Origin of the sequence: Georgenia sp. 311 (genome assembly GCF_006151955.1) — a bacterium.
Taxonomy (GTDB): Bacteria; Actinomycetota; Actinomycetes; order Actinomycetales; family Actinomycetaceae; genus Oceanitalea; species Oceanitalea wutianyii.
In genome coordinates, this window is the sequence record NZ_VDFS01000059.1 from 10,055 (window position 1) to 28,505 (window position 18,451).

Consider the following 18,451-nt stretch of genomic DNA (forward strand, 5'->3'; position numbering starts at 1 on the left):
CGCGCGACGGCCCCGGCCACGCGCGCGATCAAGCGCTCGGCGGAAGAGGGAAAGGGGTCAGTCGGGCTTGCGGGCTCGGGAGGGCTGGACCCGGGAGGGCTCGCCGGGCATCTTCGGGTACTCCGGCGGGTAGGGCATGTCCCCCAGCCCTTCCTTCTCCTGCGCCGCGAAGAGCTCGAGGAGCGGCGTGAGGTCGTGGGCGACGTCGTCGATCTCGGCGTGCAGGTCGCCGAGCGCGGCGAAGCGCGCGGGCATGGTGCGCACGGTGAGGTCGCGGGGGTCGACGTCGGGCAGCTCGTCCCAGGTGACCGGCGCGGAGACCGGCGCGTGCGCGAGCGGGCGGATGCTGTAGGCGCTGGCGATCGTGCGGTCGCGGGCGTTCTGGTTGTAGTCGACGAAGATCGTCTCCCCGCGTTCCTCCTTCCACCAGTTCGTCGTCACCTTGCCGGGCATCCGCCGCTCGAGCTCGCGGCCGAAGGCGATCGCCGCGTGCCGCACCTGGGTGAAGTCCCACCGCGGCTCGAGCCGGACGTAGATGTGCACCCCGCGGTTCCCCGACGTCTTGGGGAAGCCGCGCCACCCCAGCTCCGCGAGGTACTCGCGCGCCACCCCGGCCACCTCGACGGCGTCGGCGAAGTCGGTCCCCGGTTGAGGATCGAGGTCGATGCGCATCTCGTCGGGGTGGTCGACGTCGGCCCGGCGCACCGGCCAGGGGTGGAACGTGATGGTGCCGAGGTTCGCCGCCCACGCGACTGCGGCGAGCTCGGTTGGGCACAGCTCGTCGGCCGTGCGCCCGCTGGGGAAGGCGATCTCCACCGTCTCGATCCAGTCCGGCACACCCTTCGCGGGGACACGCTTCTGGTAGAACGCGTCACCGTGCGGGTCGCTCCTGGTGGCCCGCTTCATCCCCTCGCGCACGCCCTTGGGCCAGCGCTCGAGGGTGACCGGCCGCTCGCGCAGGGCACGGAGGATGCCGTCGCCGACGGCGAGGTAGTACTCGACGACGTCCTGCTTGGTGATCCCCGGCTCGGCGAAGACGATCCTGTCCCCGCTGGTGATCCGTACGGGCCGTCCGGCGACGTCGATCTCGACGGCGGGGCTCTTCGTCGGTGCCATGGCCAGACGCTACCGCCCCGTCCTCCCGCGCGCCCCGGCGTCGAGATCCGACCGCCCGCGAGCCTCGCGAGCGCGGGTGGAACCTCGCCCGCGATGGCCGGTCTCGCCCGCGGTCGACATCACGGCGGACCCGGGACCGGCTCGCGTGCGGTCAGGGCCGGCCGGCCTCCCCACCCACCGGCTCGCCCTGCGCCCGGGCGAGCGCCGCGAGCACCCGCTGCCCGGTGCGCAGGTCCGCCCGGCCCTCGGCCAGCCCGGAGGACGGCGCGGCCCTCTCGGTGACCATGGCGTGGAAGGCCGCGAGCTCGTTCTCGAAGGCCTCCTCCTGCGCCCAGCGCAACGTCGTGCGCGCCTCTCCGTCCAGATCCCCGGCGCGCGCCGTGACGACGAGCTCGGTCGCGACGTTGAGGAGGTAGGGCACGGCGAAGGTCAGGCTCACGCTGCCCTGCTCGTGGTGGACGGTGACGGTCTCGCGGTAGTCGGGGTAGTCGGCGATGAAGTGCCAGCCGAGGTGCAGCCGGGCGCCGGCCCCCACGTGCCCGGTGAGCTGGACGGAGCCGGGCACCCCGCCCCAGTGGGCGGCGGAGTCGATGGCCCTCACCCCGCCGGCGAGGTGCCGCAGCAGGGAGACGTCGTGGACGAGCGAGCCGAGCACGACGTTCGTGTACGTCGTGCGCAGCCATGCCGACGCCCCGGCGCCCACCGCCCGGTCCACGGCCTCGACCGTGGGCCGCTGCGCCGCGTGGAGCACGGCGGGGTCGACGTCGTCTGCCGGTGGCAGCAGCCGGGCGAACCGCAGCTGGGCGTCGTCGGCGGGGTGGAGCACCTCGACGGTCACGGCCCGCACGCGTCGGCCGGCCAGCTCCTGCCTGGCCCGGGCGACGGCCGGGTCGTACTCCTTCATGTACCCGACCAGGACGGCCGTGCGCGGGTCGCGCCCACGGTCGCGCAGCTCCCGCTCGACGGCGTCGACCTCCGCGACGCTCAGCGCCACCGGCTTCTCGCACAGCACCGGGATGCCCGCGCGGGCCAGGCGGAGCAGCGCGTCGCCGTGGCTCCCGCTCGTGGCGAGGACGACGCCGTCGACGCGCAGCCCGCCGGCGACGGCGGCGAGGAGCGCGTCGAGGTCGGCGAACCGGCGCTCGGCCGGGACGCCGTAGCGCTGCCCGAGCCGCGCGGCGCGGTCGGCGGACAGGTCGGCGAGAGCGGTGAGCTCGAACAGGTCCCAGCGTCGGGCGACGAGCGGCAGGTGGACGCTCTGCGCGATCCCGCCGAGCCCGACGACGGCGAGACGCACCCGGGTCACGGGAACCACCGCCGCAGGACCTCGCGGTTGTGGACCTGGTCGGCCTGGGCGGTACCGGGCGGGTCGGCGGGGTCGGGGATGGTGTCCTGCTCGACCTCGAGCCAGCCCGCGTAGCCCGAGGTGAGCACCGCCTCGACGACGGCGGGCACGTCGAGGTCGCCGGTGCCGAGCGGGACGAAGGCCTTGCCGGCCCACACGGTGCGCAGGTCGCCCTTGCCCCTGACGACGCCGTCGAGCACGGACTTGCGGGCGTCCTTGAGGTGGAGGTGGTTGATCCGGCTCCCCCAGCGCGCGAGGCCGTCGAGCGGGTCGCCGCCGCCGCCGAGGATGAGGTGCCCGGTGTCGAGGGTGAGGCCCACCGTCGTGCGGTCGAGCAGCTCGTCGATCTCCTCCGGGGTCTCGACGAAGGTGCAGGCGTGGTGGTGGAAGGTCACCTCCAGCCCGTGCTCGCCCGCGAGCGCCGCCGCGTGCTCGACGTTCGCGGCGTACCGGTCCCACTCCGCGGGTCGCAGCCCGAGGCCGAGCCCTCCCCCCGGGTTGGCCCGCCGCTGCGCCGATCCGGAGCAGGCGAGGGTGGGCTTGGGCGGGAGCCCGGGCTTCACCGGTGCCGCCTCGGCGAAGAACGCGAGGGCGTCGCGGTAGCCGGGCAGCGCAGCGGTGAAGGCGGCGTCGTCGGCGAACGGCAGGTCGACCCAGCCGCCGGCGAGCGCCAGGCCGTGCCGGCGCAGGTTCTCCCGCAGCCGCTCGCCCCGCCCGAACATGCCGATCGGACCGGAGTCGATGCCGGTGTACCCGGCTGACGCGACGAGGCCGAGCAGCTCCTCGGGCCCGGGCAGTCGACCGCCGGCGCTCGCGCCGAGATCGAAGACGCCGTAGCTCACCGGGGCGTTGGCCAGCGCGATCACCGGCCCTCCTCCGCCGGGCGCGGAGTGCTCGTGCCGGTCGGCGCACCGGCGACCCCGGGGGCGGTGCGCAGCGTGCGGACCTCGGCGGCGCGCAGCTCGCCCTCCGCCTGCGCCGGGGTGCCACGCAGGTCGGTGACCGCCCAGCCGGCACCGTCGAGCGGGTCGAGGCGCACGTCCTGGGGCGAGCGGCTCATGCTCACCACCCGGGCCTCGACCGCCTCCCCACCGACCCGCCGGAGGCTCGAGAGCACGGCGCGGCCGCGCAGCGCGGGACCGGTGACGGGCGCGGGGAGCGGCCCGCCCGCAGGGGCGCCCCCACGCCGCACGAGAGGCTCGTGCCGGAACATCTCGGCCCACCGCGCGACCTCGGCCTCCTCCCACCCGCCCGCGTGCGGCATGACGGCGAGCCGCGTCCGCACCTCGGTGCCGAGGTACTGCGCCCCAGGCACCGGGATCTCCGAGCCCGCCGGCTCGTCGCGCAGCGGGTGGACGTTGACGCTCATCATCCCGACGGCGCGCAGCAGGGTGAGGGCCAGCTCGTCGCCATCCGGGCCGGGCACGACCTCGTACTCGGTGAGCTTGGCGAGCAGGACGTGGGCCGGGCCCGCGGAGACGAAGCCGGTCGCGGGGAACGTCGGCAGCGGGTACTCCCCCCAGCCTCCCTCGGCCGTCCGCCCGCGGCGGGTGACGTCGAACTGCCCCGCGGCGTGGGACTCACCGACCCGGGTGCCGAGGGGGACGTGCAACCGCAGCCGGTGGTCGCGCACGGTGTTGACGAGGTCGGTCGTGAGGCGGACGAACGGCTCGCCGGCGCGCAGCTCGACGAGCATCCGCACGGCGAGCTCCTCGGTCTTCTCCAGCCGCCGGTCCGGGTCCTGCCGGTCGACGCCGAGCGGCAGGTCGTAGCGGCGCACGACCTCGACGACGGCGCGCAGCGGTCCGGCGGCGAGGACTGCGGTGTGCACCGAGCTCGGGGTGTCGAGGCCGCCGGCGTGGGCCAGGGGCCCGTAGTTGTAGGAGTCCCCGCGGTCCCCCTCGTCGACGAGACGCGCGAGGCCGTCGAGCACGGTGCCGTCCGCGCCGGTGACGGTGAGTGCGCCGTCGTCGCGGACGAGGACGTCGACCAGCTCACCGTGCAGCCGGGTGGGTGTGGCGCTGACCGGCGCCTGCGGGACGGCCGAGGTGCCGGGCCGGAGGGCGACGTGGCCCAGGGGCGGGACCTCGACGGCGACGACGACGCGCCGCCGCGAGCGCGCGGTCGTCACCACCCGCCAGTGACGGTCGGGGTCCTCGGCGGCTGCCGCCCGGACCTCCGCGGTGAGGGCGGCGAGGTCGAATGACCCGTCGGCCACCTCGGCGACCTCGAGGCGCAGCGTGTCCGCCCCCCATGCGTACCCGGTCACCTGCTGGCCGAACAGCTCGCGGCCGTGGATGCGGCGCAGCACCCGCACGAGGTCGGCGCCCCTCATCCACTCGTCCCCCAGGGCGGTGGGCAGCCCGCCGACGTCCTGGCCACCCGCCGTCTCGGAGGTCAGCAGCTCGGCCTGCACGGTGCGCGCCCACGGCAGCGTGTTGGCGAGGACGTAGGCGTCGGCGGGGACGTCCTGTGCGAGGCCGTCGAGCACCCGCTCGGTCACGCCCCGGCCGATCGCGGTCGCGGACGCGAGCCTGGTGGCGACCTGCTCGGCCGTCTCGTCCACCCCGCAGCCGGTGATCGAGTCGTGCGCGGTGCACTCCACCACCCGGTACCAGGCGAGCTCGAAGAAGGACCGGTGGTCCTCCCGTCCGTACAGGGCGTCGAGCCGCTCGGCCTGGGTGAGGACGAGCTCGGCGCCGGCCATCGCGGCCTTGAGGTTCGTGCGCACGGAGAAGACACCGGGCAGGAGGTTGCCGCGGGCGTGGGAGCGCAGCTCGCCGGTCACCTGCGGCAGCGCGGCGAGCGCGGCCGGGTCGGTGGGCCGGCCGGCGAGGTACTCGGTGAGGGTCGCCACCCGGACCACCGGCGCGTGGCCGGCGGCCCGGTTGTGTGCCCGCACCCTGTCCATGAGGTCCGGCGGCGGGGCCATGTGGTCGGTGCCGAACATCCCGAGCACCGGGTCGGAGCCGTACCAGGGTCGGGTCTCGGCGCGGTAGCGGGTGGCCAGCTCGGTGAGCCGGTCCGGGACGGCGAACATGTCCAGGGCGGAGCCGTAGCCGTCGAACAGGTACTCGGCGCGGACGGCGGAGCCGTCCGGGGCGCGCCAGGCGAAGGCGTGCTCGTCGACCGCGCTCGGCACCCCACGCCACAGCGCGGCGTGGGCGATGCCGAAGCCCCGCAGGATCTGCGGCATCTGGGCGGTGTGGCCGAACATGTCGGGCAGGTAGCCCACCGGCATCGCCCCGCCCAGCCGCTCGGCGTGGACCAGACCGAGCTCGAGGTTGCGCACGATGGTCTCCCCGTCGCAGCAGAACTCGTCGAGGAGGATGAGGAAGGGCCCCACGGCCAGACGCCCGTCCCGCACGAGGGCGCGCACGCGCTCGCGCCGCTCCGGCCTGATCTCGAGGTAGTCCTCGATCGCCGCGGTCTGCCCGTCGAGGGTGAAGCGGAACTCCGGGTCGGTCTCGAGGCGGTCGACGACGTCGTCGAGGACGTGGACGAGACGGAGCCGGAAGACGTCGTGCGGCTCGTACCACTCCCGGTCCCAGTGGGTGTGCGGGACGAGGACGATGCCCGGCTCGGCGGTGGGCGGGGCGGTGGTCATGGGACTCCGTTCAGCAGAGGGCGAGGACGCGCCGGTCGGCGTCGTGCAGGTGCAGGAGCCCGCGGCCCCACGCACCGGGGACGGTCTGGTGGTCGCTGGTGATCCGCAGCCGGCGGCCCTCGGCGTCCTCCAGGACGGCGCCCTCGGCACCGACGGCGACGACGTCGTCCTCGACGCGCAGCAGCACCGGGGCCGACAGCGGCCGGGGGACGCCGTCCGGACCGACCCCGACGCTCACCGCGGTGCGCCCGGCCAGGACCGCCGCGAGGATCGCCTCCGGGGAGTCGTCGGCTGCCGCGACCCACGTCGTCGGCGTCCCGAGGGTCCAGCCCTGCTCGGGCCGGTGGAAGTCGCTCCCACCCAGGACGGCGCGAGCGTCCCAGCGCTGCTGGAACGCGATGGCGCCGGTGTGGGTGAGGTCGCGGAACCACGACACGTGCCAGACCTCGAGCGCCGCGGGCAGCGTGTCGAGGGGGTGGAGCCAGGCGCAGTCCGCGTCGATCGGGTGGTTGACGCTGAGCACTCCCCCGCGGGCGGCGACCTCCCGCACCCAGGTGGTGGCCGGAGCGCGGAAGTCGACCCAGCCGATGTCGCCGAGCGCGTTGGCGTGCCCGCGGGCCGCCGTCACCTCCTGGCCGGGCAGCAGCGTGATGCCGTGCTCGGCACCCAGCGGCGCGAGGTGGGGGTGGTGGCTCACCGTGTTGTGGTCGGTGACGGCGACGAAGTCGAGGCCGGCGCGCACCCCGCGGACGGCGAGCTCGCCGATGCTCTCGCTGCCGTCGGAGTGGACGGTGTGGGCGTGGAAGTCACCCGCGTACCAGCGCAGTCCGGGCGGGGCGGGCAGGTCCCGGTCGCTGCCCCGCACCGCGCGCCGGACCGGGGCGGGGCGCCGTTCCTGCTCCGGCGGCTCGGTGGCCGGGACGCTGACCTCGACGGTGACCTCGAGGCCCTCGGCGGGGAGGTGGTGCAGCCCGAGGACGACGTGCCAGGTCCCGGGCTCGAGCTCACCGGGCAGGTAGCCGGGCGTGGCCTCGGCGGGCGTGATGGAGAAGCGGTCGCGGGCACCGCCGCACCAGCCGCGCCACCCGTCCGGCCCCTCGCACCCGAGGTCGACCACCCCTCGGCCCCTGTCGTAGGACAGCCTCACGCCCAGCGACGGGCTGCCGGCGGGCACGTCGAAGGGCACCGGGTGGTACCGGCGGGCGATCTGGTCCTCCGGCGTGAGGTGGAGCCGCTCGACGGCGCGGGCCACCTAGATCCGCTCCGTCGTCCCGGCGTCGAAGACGAGGCTGCGGCGGGGCGAGGCCTCCACCCAGCCCCGGTCGCCGGGCTCGGGGGCGTCCTCCTCGGCGACGACGAGCTGGAGCCGGGTCTCCCCCGACATGACAGTGACGAGGGTGGCGGCGCCGAGGTTCTCGGTGACGCCCACCTCGCCGGGGACCCCGACGGGGACCGGCTCGCGCGACCAGCGCAGGTACTCCGGGCGCGCGCCCCACACCACCGCCCTGCCCTCGGCCGGCCGTACCCCGTCCGGAAGCGGGACGGTGCCCTCGCCCATCGGCAGCGCGCCGTCGCGGACCTCGGTCTCGACGAGGTTCATCGGCGTGGACCCGATGAAGGAGGCGACGAACGTGTTGACCGGCCGCTGGAAGATCTCCTGGGGGGTGCCGATCTGCTGCAGCCGCCCGCTCCTCATGACGGCGATCCGGTCGGCGAGCGCGAGCGCCTCGGCCTGGTCGTGGGTGACGAAGACGGTGGTGACGCCGAGGTCGCGCTGGAGCTCCTTGAGGAACGTGCGGGCCTCCAGACGCAGCCGCGCGTCGAGGTTGGACAGCGGCTCGTCGAGGAGGAGCACCTCGGGCTCGGTGGCCACGGCCCGGGCCAGGGCCACGCGCTGCTGCTGCCCGCCGGAGAGCTGGGCGGGGCGGCGCTCGCTCAACCCGTCGAGGGCGAGGCCGTCGGCCACGGAGACCGCCTTCGCGCGGCGGGTCTCGCGCCTGACCTTCCTGATCTTCAACGGGTAGGCGATGTTGTCGGCGACGTCCATGTGCGGGAAGAGGGCGTAGTCCTGGAAGACCATCGCCACGCCTCGTTCGCCGGGCTCGGCGTTCGTCACGTCCCGCTCCCCGATGTGGAGGGTGCCCTCGGTGATGGCCTCGAGGCCGGCGATGGACCGCAGGAGCGTGGTCTTCCCGCAGCCGGATGGTCCGAGGAGGGCGAAGAACTCGCCGTGGGCGATGGTGACGTCCACGCCGTCGACGCCGCGGACGCCTCCGGGGTACTCCTTGACCAGCGCGGTCGTGGTGATTGCGGCCATCAGGACTTGATCCCTCCGTGGAAGCGGAACCCGTACCGGCGGTTGACGAGGAAGTACATGAGGATGACCGGCACGGAGAAGACGAGTGAGAACGCGGAGATGAGGCTGAGGTCCGCCTGGCCGCTCTCGGTGTAGAAGGTGTACATGATCACCGCGGCGGGCTGGGCCTCCGGGGAGCGCAGGAGGATGTAGGGCAGCAGGAAGTTGCCCCACACCTGGACCAGCGCCCACACCGCGACGAAGGCCAGTCCCGGGCGCGCGATCGGCACGACGACGTGCCGCAGGATCTGGCCGGGGCGCGCGCCGTAGAGCCGGGCGGACTCCTCGTAGGACCGCGGGATGGAGTCCATGAAGTCCTTGAGGATGAAGATCACCGTGGGCAGCACCCCGCCGGACAGGGCGAGGACGACCCCGGTCTGGGTGTTGACCAGCCCGGTCGCGACCATGAGCTGGAACAGCGGCACCATCGCCGCGGTGCCGGTGACGACCGAGGAGAGCAGGAGCAGCGCGTAGAGCAGGCCGTCACGGCCCGGGATTCGCACCCGCGACAGCGCGTAGGCGGCGAGCGAGCCGAGCACGACGACGACGACGACCGTCCCCAGCCCGAGGACGAGCGAGTTGCCGATCGAGCGCAGCGCGTAGGGGTTCTCCGCGAGCACGGTGAAGTTGCCGAGCGTCCAGTCCGGCCAGCTCACCGTCATCGTCGGTGTGGAGTTGAACGGCTGGGTGACCAGCCAGGCCAGCGGGAGGGCGAAGAAGAAGCCGACGAGGACCATCGCGACGACGAACAGCACGCGCACGACGAACGTGCGCACGGCGCGCCGGCCGGTGGCGGCGGGGAGGGCGGTGCGCCGCTCGGCGGTGGGAGCGGTGGTCGTGGTCATGAGGAGCGCTTCCTCTCCCGCCCGATGCGCATGTAGCCCAGCGCGATGACGAGGTTGATGAGCAGCATGAGCAGCGAGATCGCCGCCCCGACGCCGAGCTGTCCGCCGGGGATCGCCGTCCGGTAGATGTACACCGGCAGGATCTCCGACCGCCCGTTCGGGCCCCCGGCCGTGAGGAGGTACGGGGAGAAGGTGTTGAACGTCCACAGCGTGATGAGCAGGGTGTTCGTGAGGATGTGGCCGCGGATGTTGGGGATGACGACGTCGCGCAGCTGCTGCCACGTGGACGCCCCCGCCATCCGCGCGCTCTCCAGCTGCGAGGGCGGCACCGCGCCGAGCGCGGAGCTGAACAGCAGCATGGAGAACGCGGTGCCGACCCAGATGTTGAAGACGATGACGCTGGCCATGGGGTACTCGATGAGCCAGGCGGTGCCTGGGGTGTCGAGGATCCGGTTGAGCGTGCCGTCGCGCCGGTCGAGCAGCGCGAGCCAGAGGAAGGCGCCGACGGACGTCGGCACGACCCACGCGGCCAGGACGAGGGTCTCCAGGACGGTCTTGGCCCACGGTCGCAGGCGCCGCAGCGCCCACGCGACCGAGAAGCCGAGCAGCGTCTGGCCGAGCACCCCGGAGAGCAGGACGAAGGCCAGGGTGAGTCGCAGCGAGCGCCAGAACGCGGCGTCGGTGAGGACGTCGGTGTAGTTGTCCAGCCCGACGAGCTGCGGGTCGGCCGCGGCCAGGCCGGTGAGCCGGTAGTCGGTCATCCCGAGGTAGATGGTCCACAGCGCGGGGAAGATCAGGAACAGGCCGATGAGGGCCAGGGCGGGTGCCATGAAGGCGCCGGCACCCACCCTGCCCAGACCGGCGACGTCCGCAGGGCGGCGGCGCGCGCCTCTCCCCGGCGGCCGCGTCGGTGCCGGTGTCCGTGCCGGCGCCAGGCTCACGGGTACCCGCTCAGCCTGCGACGTTCTCGTCGCCGACGACGCCGGCGACGGTCTCGGCGTAGGTGCTGAGCGCCTCGTCCACAGGGGTGCCCGCGACGACGGCGGCGGTGGCCTCCTGCAGCGCGAGCGAGACCTCGGGGTAGGCCGCGAGGCCGGGCCGGTAGGCGGTGAGCGGCAGGACCTCGTCGCTGACGAAGGTGAGCATCTCGTCGCCCTCGAGGAGCGTGGCGTTGACGTCCTCGCGCGGGGTGATGTTGATCGTGCCCTCGGCGCGGGCCTCGAACGCCTCGGCGGAGTTCATGAAGGCGAGCAGCTCCCAGGCGAGCTCGGGGTTGTCGGAGTTGGGGTTGAGCACGCGGCCGGTGCCACCGGACATCGAGACGTGGTCCTGGCCGCCGACGCCGGCGCCCGGCTCCTGGGCGGGGATGAGCGTGTAGCCCACGACCTCGTCGCGGTTCTCCATCGGCGCGGTGCCGACCTCGGGGTGGACGACGGCGCGCCAGAAGTAGTCGCCCTCGAGGAGGATGCCGATCTCCCCCGCCGCGAAGAGCGAGAAGGACGTGTCCCGCCCGGAGGCCTCCTGCTGGAGGATCGGGTCGCCGAGCTCCTCGTCGACGTAGATTGTGCGGTACAGCTCGAGCACGTCCCCGAGCTCGTCGCTCTCCCCGAGCCACCCGTCGTCGGACCACACCTCGGCGCCCGTGCCGACGAGCATCGGCAGGACGCCCTGCATGGTCGTGGCCTCACCCATGGGCGTCCCGGCGTTGAGCTGGACGGGGATGACGCCGTCGATCTCCTTGAGCGCCCGGGCGGCGTCGAGCACGTCCTCCCAGCTCGTGGGCTCCCACTCGGCGGGCAGGCCGGCCTGGGTGAACAGGTCCTTGTTGTAGAAGAGCACCCGGCCGTCGGCTCCCTGCGGCACGCCGTACCGCTCACCCTCGAAGGCGAGCGCGTTCTGCACGGCCTCGGGGATCTGCTCCCAGCCCTCCCACTCGGCCACGGCCTCGCCGCCGACCTCCTCGAGCGGGGCGATGTAGCCGGCCTCGGCGAACTCCCCGACCCAGATCCCGTCCATGCCGATGATGTCGGCGCCGCCACCGGACTGCAGGTCGAGGGCGATCTTCGTCTTGTAGTCCTCGTCGTCCACGCCCTGGGCCTCGAAGACGACGTCGACCTCCCGGCCCTCCTCGGCCATCGCGGCCTCGAACTCGGGGATGACCCAGCTCTCGATCCAGTCCGCCTCGGCGGCGTTCTTGCCGCCGCTGATGGCGTTGAGCACGAGGGTGAGGGTGACGGCGTCGCCGCTCTGCGTGGCGCCGTCGCCGGTGCCGCCGTCGTCGCCGCTGCAGGCCGCCAGTCCCAGGGCGAGGACCGCGGTACCCGCGATCGCGCCCGTGTACGTCTTCCTGGTCATGACAGTTCTCCGTGTGGTCGGGAGGATGAGTGGTGGGCGCGGCGCTGCGTCGCGCGACGGTCAGGGTGGTCCCGTGGAGCAGCCTCGCTCCGGGCCCGCCTCCTGCAGGACCCCAGGCAGTGACGGGAGTGACCTGGGTCACTGGTAAATTAGTTCATCACAACGATGGATTAACGTCAAGGAGGACGTGTGCCCCCTCAGCCACCCCCTCGGCGCGGGCCGCGCGGGGCGAACCTCGGCCAGCTCGGCACCTTCAACCAGGCGGTCGTCCTCCACGCGATCCGCACCTCGCCCGGCGTCAGCCGGGTGGAGATCGGGGAGCTCACCGGTCTCGCCGGGCAGACCGTGACGAACATCTGCCGCCGCCTGCTCCGCGACGGCCTCATCGTCGAGGGAGAGCCGGTCGCCGCCGGCCAGGGCAAGCCCCGCACTCCCCTGGCCATCGACGCCGCCGCCCGGCACGCCGTCGGCGTCCACGTCGACCCTGCCCTCACCACGCTCGTCCTCCTCGACCTCGCGGGCCGGACCGTCTCTGCCGAGACCTTCCCCACGCCCCGGGCCGCAGACGCCCCGGCCACCGTGCGGGAGGTCGGGAGACGGGTGGTCGACTTCCTGCACGCCGCCGAGGTCCCCCGGCACCGCGTCCTCGGTGTCGGGGTGGCCACTCCCGGCCCGGTCGACGTCGCCCGCGGCATCGTCGACAACCCGCCGCACCTGCCCGGCTGGCACCAGGTGCCGGTGCGGGAGGAGCTCGAGCTCGCGGTGGGCCTGCCCGTGCAGCTGGAGAAGGACGTCGTCGCCGCGGCGACGGCCGAGGTGTGGGCCGGGACCTTCGCGGCGGCCAGCTCCGGGGCACTCATCTACCTCGGCACCGGCATCGGGGCCGGGCTCGTCGTCGACGGCGAGGTCCTGCGCGGCGCGTCGAACAACGCCGGTGAGCTCGGCCAGATCGTCGTCGACCAGGGCGGTGAGGAGTGCCGGTGCGGGCAGCGTGGCTGCACGAGGGTGGTCGTCAGCGCCGAGGAGATGCTGCGGCGCGCGGGCACCGGGGCGCCGCCCGCCTCCCTCGCCGAGCTCGACGTCGAGCTGCGCCGCCTGTACGACCGCGCGGACGCGGGTGAGGAGCACGCCCTGGACGTCGTGCGCAGCTCGGCCGTGGCCGTGGCGCGGGCCGCGCTGCTCGTCACCAACCTGCTCGACGTCGAGCGTCTCGTGCTCGGTGGGCCGTACTGGGCGAGGATGTCGCCCTACTTCTTCGCGGTCGCGCCGGCGATGTTCGCCGCGCACGCCGCGGCGCACGACATCCACCCCGTCGAGCTCCTCAGCACGCCGGTGGGCGAGCACCTCGCCGCGGTCGGGGCGGCGAGCCTCGTGCTCGACCGCGCCTACTCCCCCAGGCCCGGCACGCTCGTCATCGCCCCGGCCACCCGCTGAGGCCCGGCCGGGCTCAGCGGTCGTAGGTCGTGCCGGGGACGTGGGGCACCGGGTGCCAGCGGCCGTCGGCGGCGGAGGCGACGACCGCGTCCCCCACCGCTGCCGCCGCCCACCCGTCCCCCACCGAGGGCGCGAGCTGCTCCCCGGTGAGCACCGACCGCAGGAACAGGCCGGCCTCGATCGCCTTGAGGTCGTCGAAGCCCATGCTCGTACCCGCCCCGGGCTGGAAGCGGGCGAACTCGCCGTCTCCGGGGCCGACCATGACGGTGCGGTAGCCGCCGTCCTCGCCCGCGACCTGGAGCTCGTTGAGCCGCTCGAAGCTCCACCGCACCGAGCCGTGGGTGCCGTAGACCTCGACGACGTACTCGGCCTGAGGACCGCGCGCGACGCGGCTGGCCTCGAGGGTGGCGACGACGCCCGAGTCGAGGCGCGCGAGGACGGCGACCTGGTCCTCGTTCTCGACGACCCCGAGCTCCTCCCCGACCTCGTACCCTCCGTGGCCGATCCCGGCCCCGGTGGGCACCGGCCGCTCGGCGATGACCGTGCTCGTCGTCGCCGTCACCTCGGTGATGCGGCCGAGCAGGTACTGCAGGAGGTCGGCGCCGTGGGAGAGCAGGTCCCCGACGACGCCGGCCCCGGCGCGGGCGCGCTGGTAGCGCCAGGTGAGCGGGGCGTCGGGGGCGGCGGCATAGTCGGCGAGGAGCCACACGCGGGCGGAGGTCACCCGCCCGAGGCGGCCCGAGCGGACGGTCTCGCGGGCGCGGGCGACCGCCGGGGCGTGGCGGTAGTTGAAGCCGACGGCGGTGAGCACCCCGGCCTCGGTCGCGGCGCGGGCGATGGCCTCGCTGTCCGCGACGCCCACGCCCATCGGCTTCTCGATCCACACGTGCTTGCCGGCCGCGACGGTGGCGAGCGCGAGCTCGCGGTGGAGGTCGTTCGGAGCGCAGACCGACACGACGTCCACGTCGGGGTGGGTGAGCACGTCGCGCCAGTCCGCCGTCGCGGCGGCGAAACCGAGGTGGTCCACGGCCGCGTCCCGGTTCTGCTCGTGGGCGTCCGCAGCGAGGACGAGCCGCGGGTCGACCCGCAGCTCGGGGTAGCGCTCGGGGACGGCCCGGTAGCTGCGGGCGTGCAGCCGGCCCATCCAGCCCAGGCCGATGACGCCGATGCCCACGCGGCGGCGCGTGCCGTGCTCACCCATCGGGCCCACCTCTCTGTGACGTCCCGTCAGGGTAGGGCTGGAGTCGTGGTCGTGTCTGCGCGGTCGCCGCCGCCGGTCTCCCCTTGTGAGGGCCGGCCCCGGCGCCTACCCTCCACGAGTGCGCCGTGCCGCTGCGGCGCCGTGAGGCGGTGGTCGACGTGCGCACTCGCAGACTCTGGGTGGTCCCACTCCTCGTGGCCCTTGCCGCGTGCTCCGGCGGGGAGGCGGAGAAGGTGTGGTCCGACAGCGCCCCTCCCCTGGTCCCGCTCTCCGCCACGGAAGCCCTCAAGCACGCTGCGGGCTCCTCCGAGAGCGCCGGCGAGCACGTCCGCGTCCGCGCCACCCTCCTGACCGAGCAGGAGCAGGCCGTCGCCTTCCTCTGCGACTCGGTCCAAGACTCGGATCCCGCGCAGTGCGGGCAGCCGCGGCTGAGCCTGCAGGGTGCGCCCCTCGACGCTCTCGACCTCACCGAGCGACGCGGCGAGCTCGGTGGGCCGGTCGACATCGTCGTCAGCATCGACGGCGACGACGCGACGTACGAGGGCGCCGGCTGAGGGCCACACCGGGCCGCGACGCCAGGAGGCCCGCACTCGGTCGAGTGCGGGCCTCCGGACTCACCGGCCGCTGGTTGAGGTCAGCGCGTCACCTGCTCAGGGAGCGCGGCGGACGCCGAGCGTGTCGGACCTGTCCCCGTTCCAGTCCCCGACGAACACCTCGTCGCCGCCGCGGCCGTAGGTCCGCACCAGGTCCGACGCCCCGCCGGAGAGGCTGTTCCTCACGTGGTAGGTCGCGCCGCGGCGCACCGCGAAGGTGTCGACCCCGTCCCCGTCCCAGTCACCGGCCAGGACGGTGTCCCCGGCCCGCCCGTAGGTGACGACGACGTCGGCCGCCCCCGCGGTGAGGCTGTTCTTCACGTGGTAGGTCGCCCCACGGCGCACGGCCAGCGTGTCCCCGCCGCGCCCGTCCCAGTTGCCCACGACGACGGCGTCCTCGGCCCTGCCGTAGCGGACCACGACGTCGGCCGGGCCGCCGCTGATGCTGTTCCTCACGTGGTACTCGTTGCCCCGGCGCACGGCCAGCGTGTCGATCCCGTCCCCGTCCCAGTCCCCGACGAGGACGACGTCCGTGGGCCGGCCGTAGCTGAAGGTGTGCTCGGCCTCCCCGCCGCGCTGGGCGTTGGACACGTAGAAGTCCTTGCCTCGGCGCAGCGTGATCGTGTCGACGCCGTCACCGTCCCAGTCCCCGATGAGGACCTCGTCGCTGAACCGTCCGTAGTGGAAGACGTGGCCGGCCGTCGGGCCCCAGCCGTCGTTGAGGAAGAACCCGTTCCGCGCAGGCACGGGCGTGCTGGGCTCGGGCATCCCGGGCACGACGGGCTCCTCCGGCTCCTCGGGCCAGGTCGGGGGGTCGATGACGCACGAGTCGTCCCACTCGGTCTCCTCGCTGATGGCGGTGCAGCGGAACAGCGAGGGGTTGATCTCCTCGGGCGACCGCCACGCCTGCGCGGCGTCCTCGTAGTCCGAGGCGAGGGCGATGAGCTCCGCCTCGCTCCACGCGGCGCCGAGGAAGACGACGTTGACCGGGCGACGGTTGCCCTCCGTGTAACCCGCAGGCACGGAGACGGAGGGGTATCCCGCGCTGGCCGCCGTCCCGGTGGTCGCGGAGGCGGAGACGATGGCGTCGACGTCGGCTCCGTCGAGCACGGAGTCGATCGCCTGCCGGGACTCGGTCACCAGCTGGTCACGCTGGGCCGTGTACCGGGCGTAGGTCTCCGGGTCGTCGAGGTCGACCTCCTGCGAGGCGAGCAGCAGCGTCTGACCGAACTTGAGTGCGGCGCCGGCGTGCGCGCTGTTGTACTCGATGATGTCGCTCAGCGTCTTCATCGGGGCGTCGTCCGGCAGCCGGGAGAGGTAGGCGTTGAGGTCCCGCTTGTACTCGGTGGTGAGGATGCTCGCCGCGGAGGAGCGACCGACCTGGACCGGCACGAGAGTGGCGCCCTGCTCCCGCAGCGTCTCGAGGGCGGCGGCGTACACCGGGTCGTCGGACTCGACGTAGCCGAGGCGCGCCCCCTCCAGTGCGGTGGTGGACATGGCGTCGGTGAAGTCGACGCCGAGGCTCGGGTTGTCCGCCGTGGCCGGGTCCTCGGGGTCGACGGTCACCATGGCCGTGAGCAGGGCGGCGGCGTCGTACACGCTGCGGGTCATCGGTCCGGCGGTGTCCTGCGTCGCCGAGATCGGGACGATGCCGGTCCTGCTGATGAGGCCGACCGTCGGCTTGATGCCGACGGTCGAGCTGGCACGTGCAGGGCTGAGGATCGAGCCGGACGTCTCGGTGCCGACGGTGACGGTGGCCAGCGCCGCGGCGGCCGCGGAGCCGGAGCCGGCGCTGGAGCCGCTGGGGCTCTGGCTGACGTCGTAGGGGTTGAGGACCTGTCCGCCGAGCGAGCTGTACCCGCCGGGCATCCCGCTGGTCATGAAGTTGGCGAACTCGGTGAGGTTGACCTTGCCGAGGATGACCGCCCCGGCCTCCTCGAGGGCGTCGGTCACCGGCGCGTCGGCGGCCGGGTAGGAGCTCGCCAGGGCGACCGAGCCCGCGGTGGTCGCCATCCCCTCGACGTCGATGAGGTCCTTGAGCAGCACCGGGATGCCGTGGAGGGGACCGTGGACGGTCCCGGCCGCGCGCTCGGCGTCACGCTGGGCCGCCTGCTGGAGAGCGGCGGGGTTGATGGAGCGGACCGCGTTGAGCGCCGGCCCGCCGATGCTCAGGGCCTCGATCCGTTCGAGGTAGGCCCGGGTCAGCTGGACCGACGTGAGCGAGCCGTCGGCGAGGGCGGTCTGGATCTCCTGGACCCCCGCCGTGGCGAGGTCCAGGGGGATCTCGTCGTGGACCGACGTCGCGTCGGCCACCGGGACGGCGAGTGCTCCGGTGGCGGGCACGGCTGCGACCGAGCACGCAGCAAGCACTGCTGCGACCGAGACACGCGTGACGGCACGGCGTCTGCGGCTCGGACGGGATCGCGGTTCGAAGTGCATGGGCATCCCCCTGTGTCGTCGGCCACCGCGTGCGACCGTTGCACCCGAGCATGCTTCACCAGCGTTTCGGTCGTGTTAGCGCTCATTTCCGGCACGTGACGAGCAGGGGCGCAGGGCAGGCCCCGCACCCCTGGGCTCGGCTCACTGCGCGACGGACACCCGGCGGCCGGTCTGCAGCGACTCCACCCCCGCGGCGGCGACGACGTTCGCGCGGTGGGCCTCGAGGGCGGACGCCCCGGTCGCTCCCCCGCGGCTCGCGGCGTCCACCCAGGCCGAGAGCTCGGCCCGGTAGGCCTGCGCGAAGCGGGCGCGGAAGTCCGCGGGCACGGCCGGGCCGGCGCGGCCGTCGCGGGCGAGGTCGACGAGCGCGGGCGGGCGCAGCGAGACGGTGCCGCCCGTGCCGACCACCTCGCACCGCACGTCGTAGCCGTACCGGGCGGCGAGGAACACCTCGACGGTGGCGAGCACCCGTCCCCCGCCGAGCTCGAGCACGGCGAGCTGCGGGTCGCGCAGCCCGCTCGTGCGCGGGGAGCGGACCTCGATCGCCGTCACCGGCAGCCCGGTGAGCCAGGGCAGGACGTCGAGCTCGTGGACCATCGAGTTCGCCACCACCCCCTCGCTCGTCGCGTCCGGGTGCGGGGCGGCGTTGCGGTGGACGTTGTGGACGAGCACGACGTCCCCGACGCCGCCCTCGCGCACCGTCGCGCGCAGCTCGCGGTACCCGGGGTCGAAGCGCCGCATGAACCCGACGGTGACGAGCCGCCGGCCGAGCGCCTCCTCGGCGGCGACGACGGCGGCGGACTCCGCCGGCCCGACCCCGAGCGGCTTCTCGCACAGCACGGGCTTGCCGGCCGCGAGGCAGGCGAGGGTGAGCGGGGCGTGCGTCGGGTCCGGGGAGGCGATGACGACGGCCGCGACGGACGGGTCGGCGAGGAGCTCCTCGGCGCTGCCGACGGCCCGCGCCCCCACCCGGGCGGCCACCTGCTCGGCCCGCTCCGTGGCGACGTCGTGCACGGCGACGACGCGCACGCCCGGGACGTGCTCGGCGAGGACACGGACGTGGTCCGAACCCATCGCGCCCAGACCGACCACACCGACGTCGAGCACGTCTCCCGCCTCTCCCTGCACGCGCCGCGTGTCCGGGCCGCCGGCTCGGCGGC

14 protein-coding genes are annotated in these 18,451 nt (G+C 74.1%); 2 read left to right on the forward strand and 12 right to left on the reverse strand.

Going from position 1 to position 18,451, the window contains the following annotated elements:
• Nucleotides 1–57: 57 nt before the first annotated feature.
• The 9 genes from ligD to FHE66_RS12490 all read right to left on the reverse strand — a co-directional run bounded on the left by ligD (nt 58) and on the right by FHE66_RS12490 (nt 11,624).
• The gene (gene ligD, locus FHE66_RS12450) at nt 58–1,116 is read right to left on the reverse strand and encodes a non-homologous end-joining DNA ligase (protein ID WP_139073281.1); all 1,059 of its coding nucleotides are present in this window, start codon (nt 1,114–1,116) and stop codon (nt 58–60) included.
• A 151-nt stretch (nt 1,117–1,267) separates the two neighbouring features.
• The gene (locus FHE66_RS12455) at nt 1,268–2,431 is read right to left on the reverse strand and encodes a Gfo/Idh/MocA family protein (protein ID WP_139073282.1); all 1,164 of its coding nucleotides are present in this window, start codon (nt 2,429–2,431) and stop codon (nt 1,268–1,270) included.
• Nucleotides 2,419–3,327: a sugar phosphate isomerase/epimerase gene (locus tag FHE66_RS12460; RefSeq protein ID WP_176554769.1), complete on the reverse strand. Its 909-nt coding sequence runs from the start codon at nt 3,325–3,327 to the stop codon at nt 2,419–2,421. The genes FHE66_RS12455 and FHE66_RS12460 overlap by 13 nt, the downstream gene beginning before the upstream one ends.
• Nucleotides 3,324–6,068 carry an alpha-mannosidase gene (locus tag FHE66_RS12465; RefSeq protein WP_139073284.1) on the reverse strand — a complete coding sequence of 915 codons (2,745 nt, stop codon included), beginning with the start codon at nt 6,066–6,068 and terminating at the stop codon, nt 3,324–3,326. Before FHE66_RS12465 ends, FHE66_RS12460 begins: the two co-directional genes overlap by 4 nt.
• A 10-nt stretch (nt 6,069–6,078) precedes the next feature.
• The gene (locus tag FHE66_RS12470) at nt 6,079–7,320 is read right to left on the reverse strand and encodes a CehA/McbA family metallohydrolase (protein WP_139073285.1); all 1,242 of its coding nucleotides are present in this window, start codon (nt 7,318–7,320) and stop codon (nt 6,079–6,081) included.
• Entirely contained in the window at nt 7,321–8,385 is a 1,065-nt protein-coding gene (locus FHE66_RS12475; protein ID WP_139073286.1) for an ABC transporter ATP-binding protein, read from the reverse strand. It lies immediately after the preceding gene.
• Nucleotides 8,385–9,269 carry a carbohydrate ABC transporter permease gene (locus tag FHE66_RS12480; protein ID WP_139073287.1) on the reverse strand — a complete coding sequence of 295 codons (885 nt, stop codon included), beginning with the start codon at nt 9,267–9,269 and terminating at the stop codon, nt 8,385–8,387. Before FHE66_RS12480 ends, FHE66_RS12475 begins: the two co-directional genes overlap by 1 nt.
• Nucleotides 9,266–10,099, reverse strand: coding sequence for a carbohydrate ABC transporter permease (locus tag FHE66_RS12485; RefSeq protein WP_176554770.1), 834 nt, complete (start codon nt 10,097–10,099; stop codon nt 9,266–9,268). Before FHE66_RS12485 ends, FHE66_RS12480 begins: the two co-directional genes overlap by 4 nt.
• Before the next feature lie 121 nt (nt 10,100–10,220).
• On the reverse strand, nt 10,221–11,624 hold the full coding sequence (locus FHE66_RS12490) for an extracellular solute-binding protein (RefSeq protein WP_139073288.1): 1,404 nt from the start codon (nt 11,622–11,624) through the stop codon (nt 10,221–10,223).
• A gap of 189 nt (nt 11,625–11,813) precedes the next feature.
• Here FHE66_RS12490 and FHE66_RS12495 point away from each other — a divergent pair, with 189 nt between their 5' ends.
• Nucleotides 11,814–13,058, forward strand: coding sequence for an ROK family transcriptional regulator (locus FHE66_RS12495; RefSeq protein WP_139073289.1), 1,245 nt, complete (start codon nt 11,814–11,816; stop codon nt 13,056–13,058).
• A gap of 13 nt (nt 13,059–13,071) precedes the next feature.
• Here FHE66_RS12495 and FHE66_RS12500 read toward each other — a convergent pair whose 3' ends face one another.
• Entirely contained in the window at nt 13,072–14,259 is a 1,188-nt protein-coding gene (locus tag FHE66_RS12500) for a Gfo/Idh/MocA family protein (RefSeq protein ID WP_139073290.1), read from the reverse strand.
• A 158-nt stretch (nt 14,260–14,417) separates the two neighbouring features.
• Here FHE66_RS12500 and FHE66_RS12505 point away from each other — a divergent pair, with 158 nt between their 5' ends.
• On the forward strand, nt 14,418–14,813 hold the full coding sequence (locus tag FHE66_RS12505; protein ID WP_139073291.1) for a hypothetical protein: 396 nt from the start codon (nt 14,418–14,420) through the stop codon (nt 14,811–14,813).
• A gap of 96 nt (nt 14,814–14,909) precedes the next feature.
• Here FHE66_RS12505 and FHE66_RS12510 read toward each other — a convergent pair whose 3' ends face one another.
• Both FHE66_RS12510 and FHE66_RS12515 read right to left on the reverse strand, forming a co-directional pair.
• Nucleotides 14,910–17,195 carry an amidase family protein gene (locus FHE66_RS12510; RefSeq protein ID WP_255303731.1) on the reverse strand — a complete coding sequence of 762 codons (2,286 nt, stop codon included), beginning with the start codon at nt 17,193–17,195 and terminating at the stop codon, nt 14,910–14,912.
• Nucleotides 17,196–17,432: 237 nt separating this feature from the next.
• Nucleotides 17,433–18,398 carry a Gfo/Idh/MocA family oxidoreductase gene (locus FHE66_RS12515; RefSeq protein ID WP_218013716.1) on the reverse strand — a complete coding sequence of 322 codons (966 nt, stop codon included), beginning with the start codon at nt 18,396–18,398 and terminating at the stop codon, nt 17,433–17,435.
• Nucleotides 18,399–18,451: the final 53 nt, after the last annotated feature.

What these genes read in the sequence shown, in the direction of transcription:
- ligD (WP_139073281.1), bottom strand. Translation starts at nt 1,116, where the DNA reads ATGGCACCGACGAAGAGCCCCGCCGTCGAGATCGACGTCGCCGGACGG.
- FHE66_RS12465 (WP_139073284.1), bottom strand. Translation starts at nt 6,068, where the DNA reads ATGACCACCGCCCCGCCCACCGCCGAGCCGGGCATCGTCCTCGTCCCG.
- FHE66_RS12475 (WP_139073286.1), bottom strand. Translation starts at nt 8,385, where the DNA reads ATGGCCGCAATCACCACGACCGCGCTGGTCAAGGAGTACCCCGGAGGC.
- FHE66_RS12480 (WP_139073287.1), bottom strand. Translation starts at nt 9,269, where the DNA reads ATGACCACGACCACCGCTCCCACCGCCGAGCGGCGCACCGCCCTCCCC.
- FHE66_RS12485 (WP_176554770.1), bottom strand. Translation starts at nt 10,099, where the DNA reads ATGGCACCCGCCCTGGCCCTCATCGGCCTGTTCCTGATCTTCCCCGCG.
- FHE66_RS12490 (WP_139073288.1), bottom strand. Translation starts at nt 11,624, where the DNA reads ATGACCAGGAAGACGTACACGGGCGCGATCGCGGGTACCGCGGTCCTC.
- FHE66_RS12500 (WP_139073290.1), bottom strand. Translation starts at nt 14,259, where the DNA reads ATGGGTGAGCACGGCACGCGCCGCCGCGTGGGCATCGGCGTCATCGGC.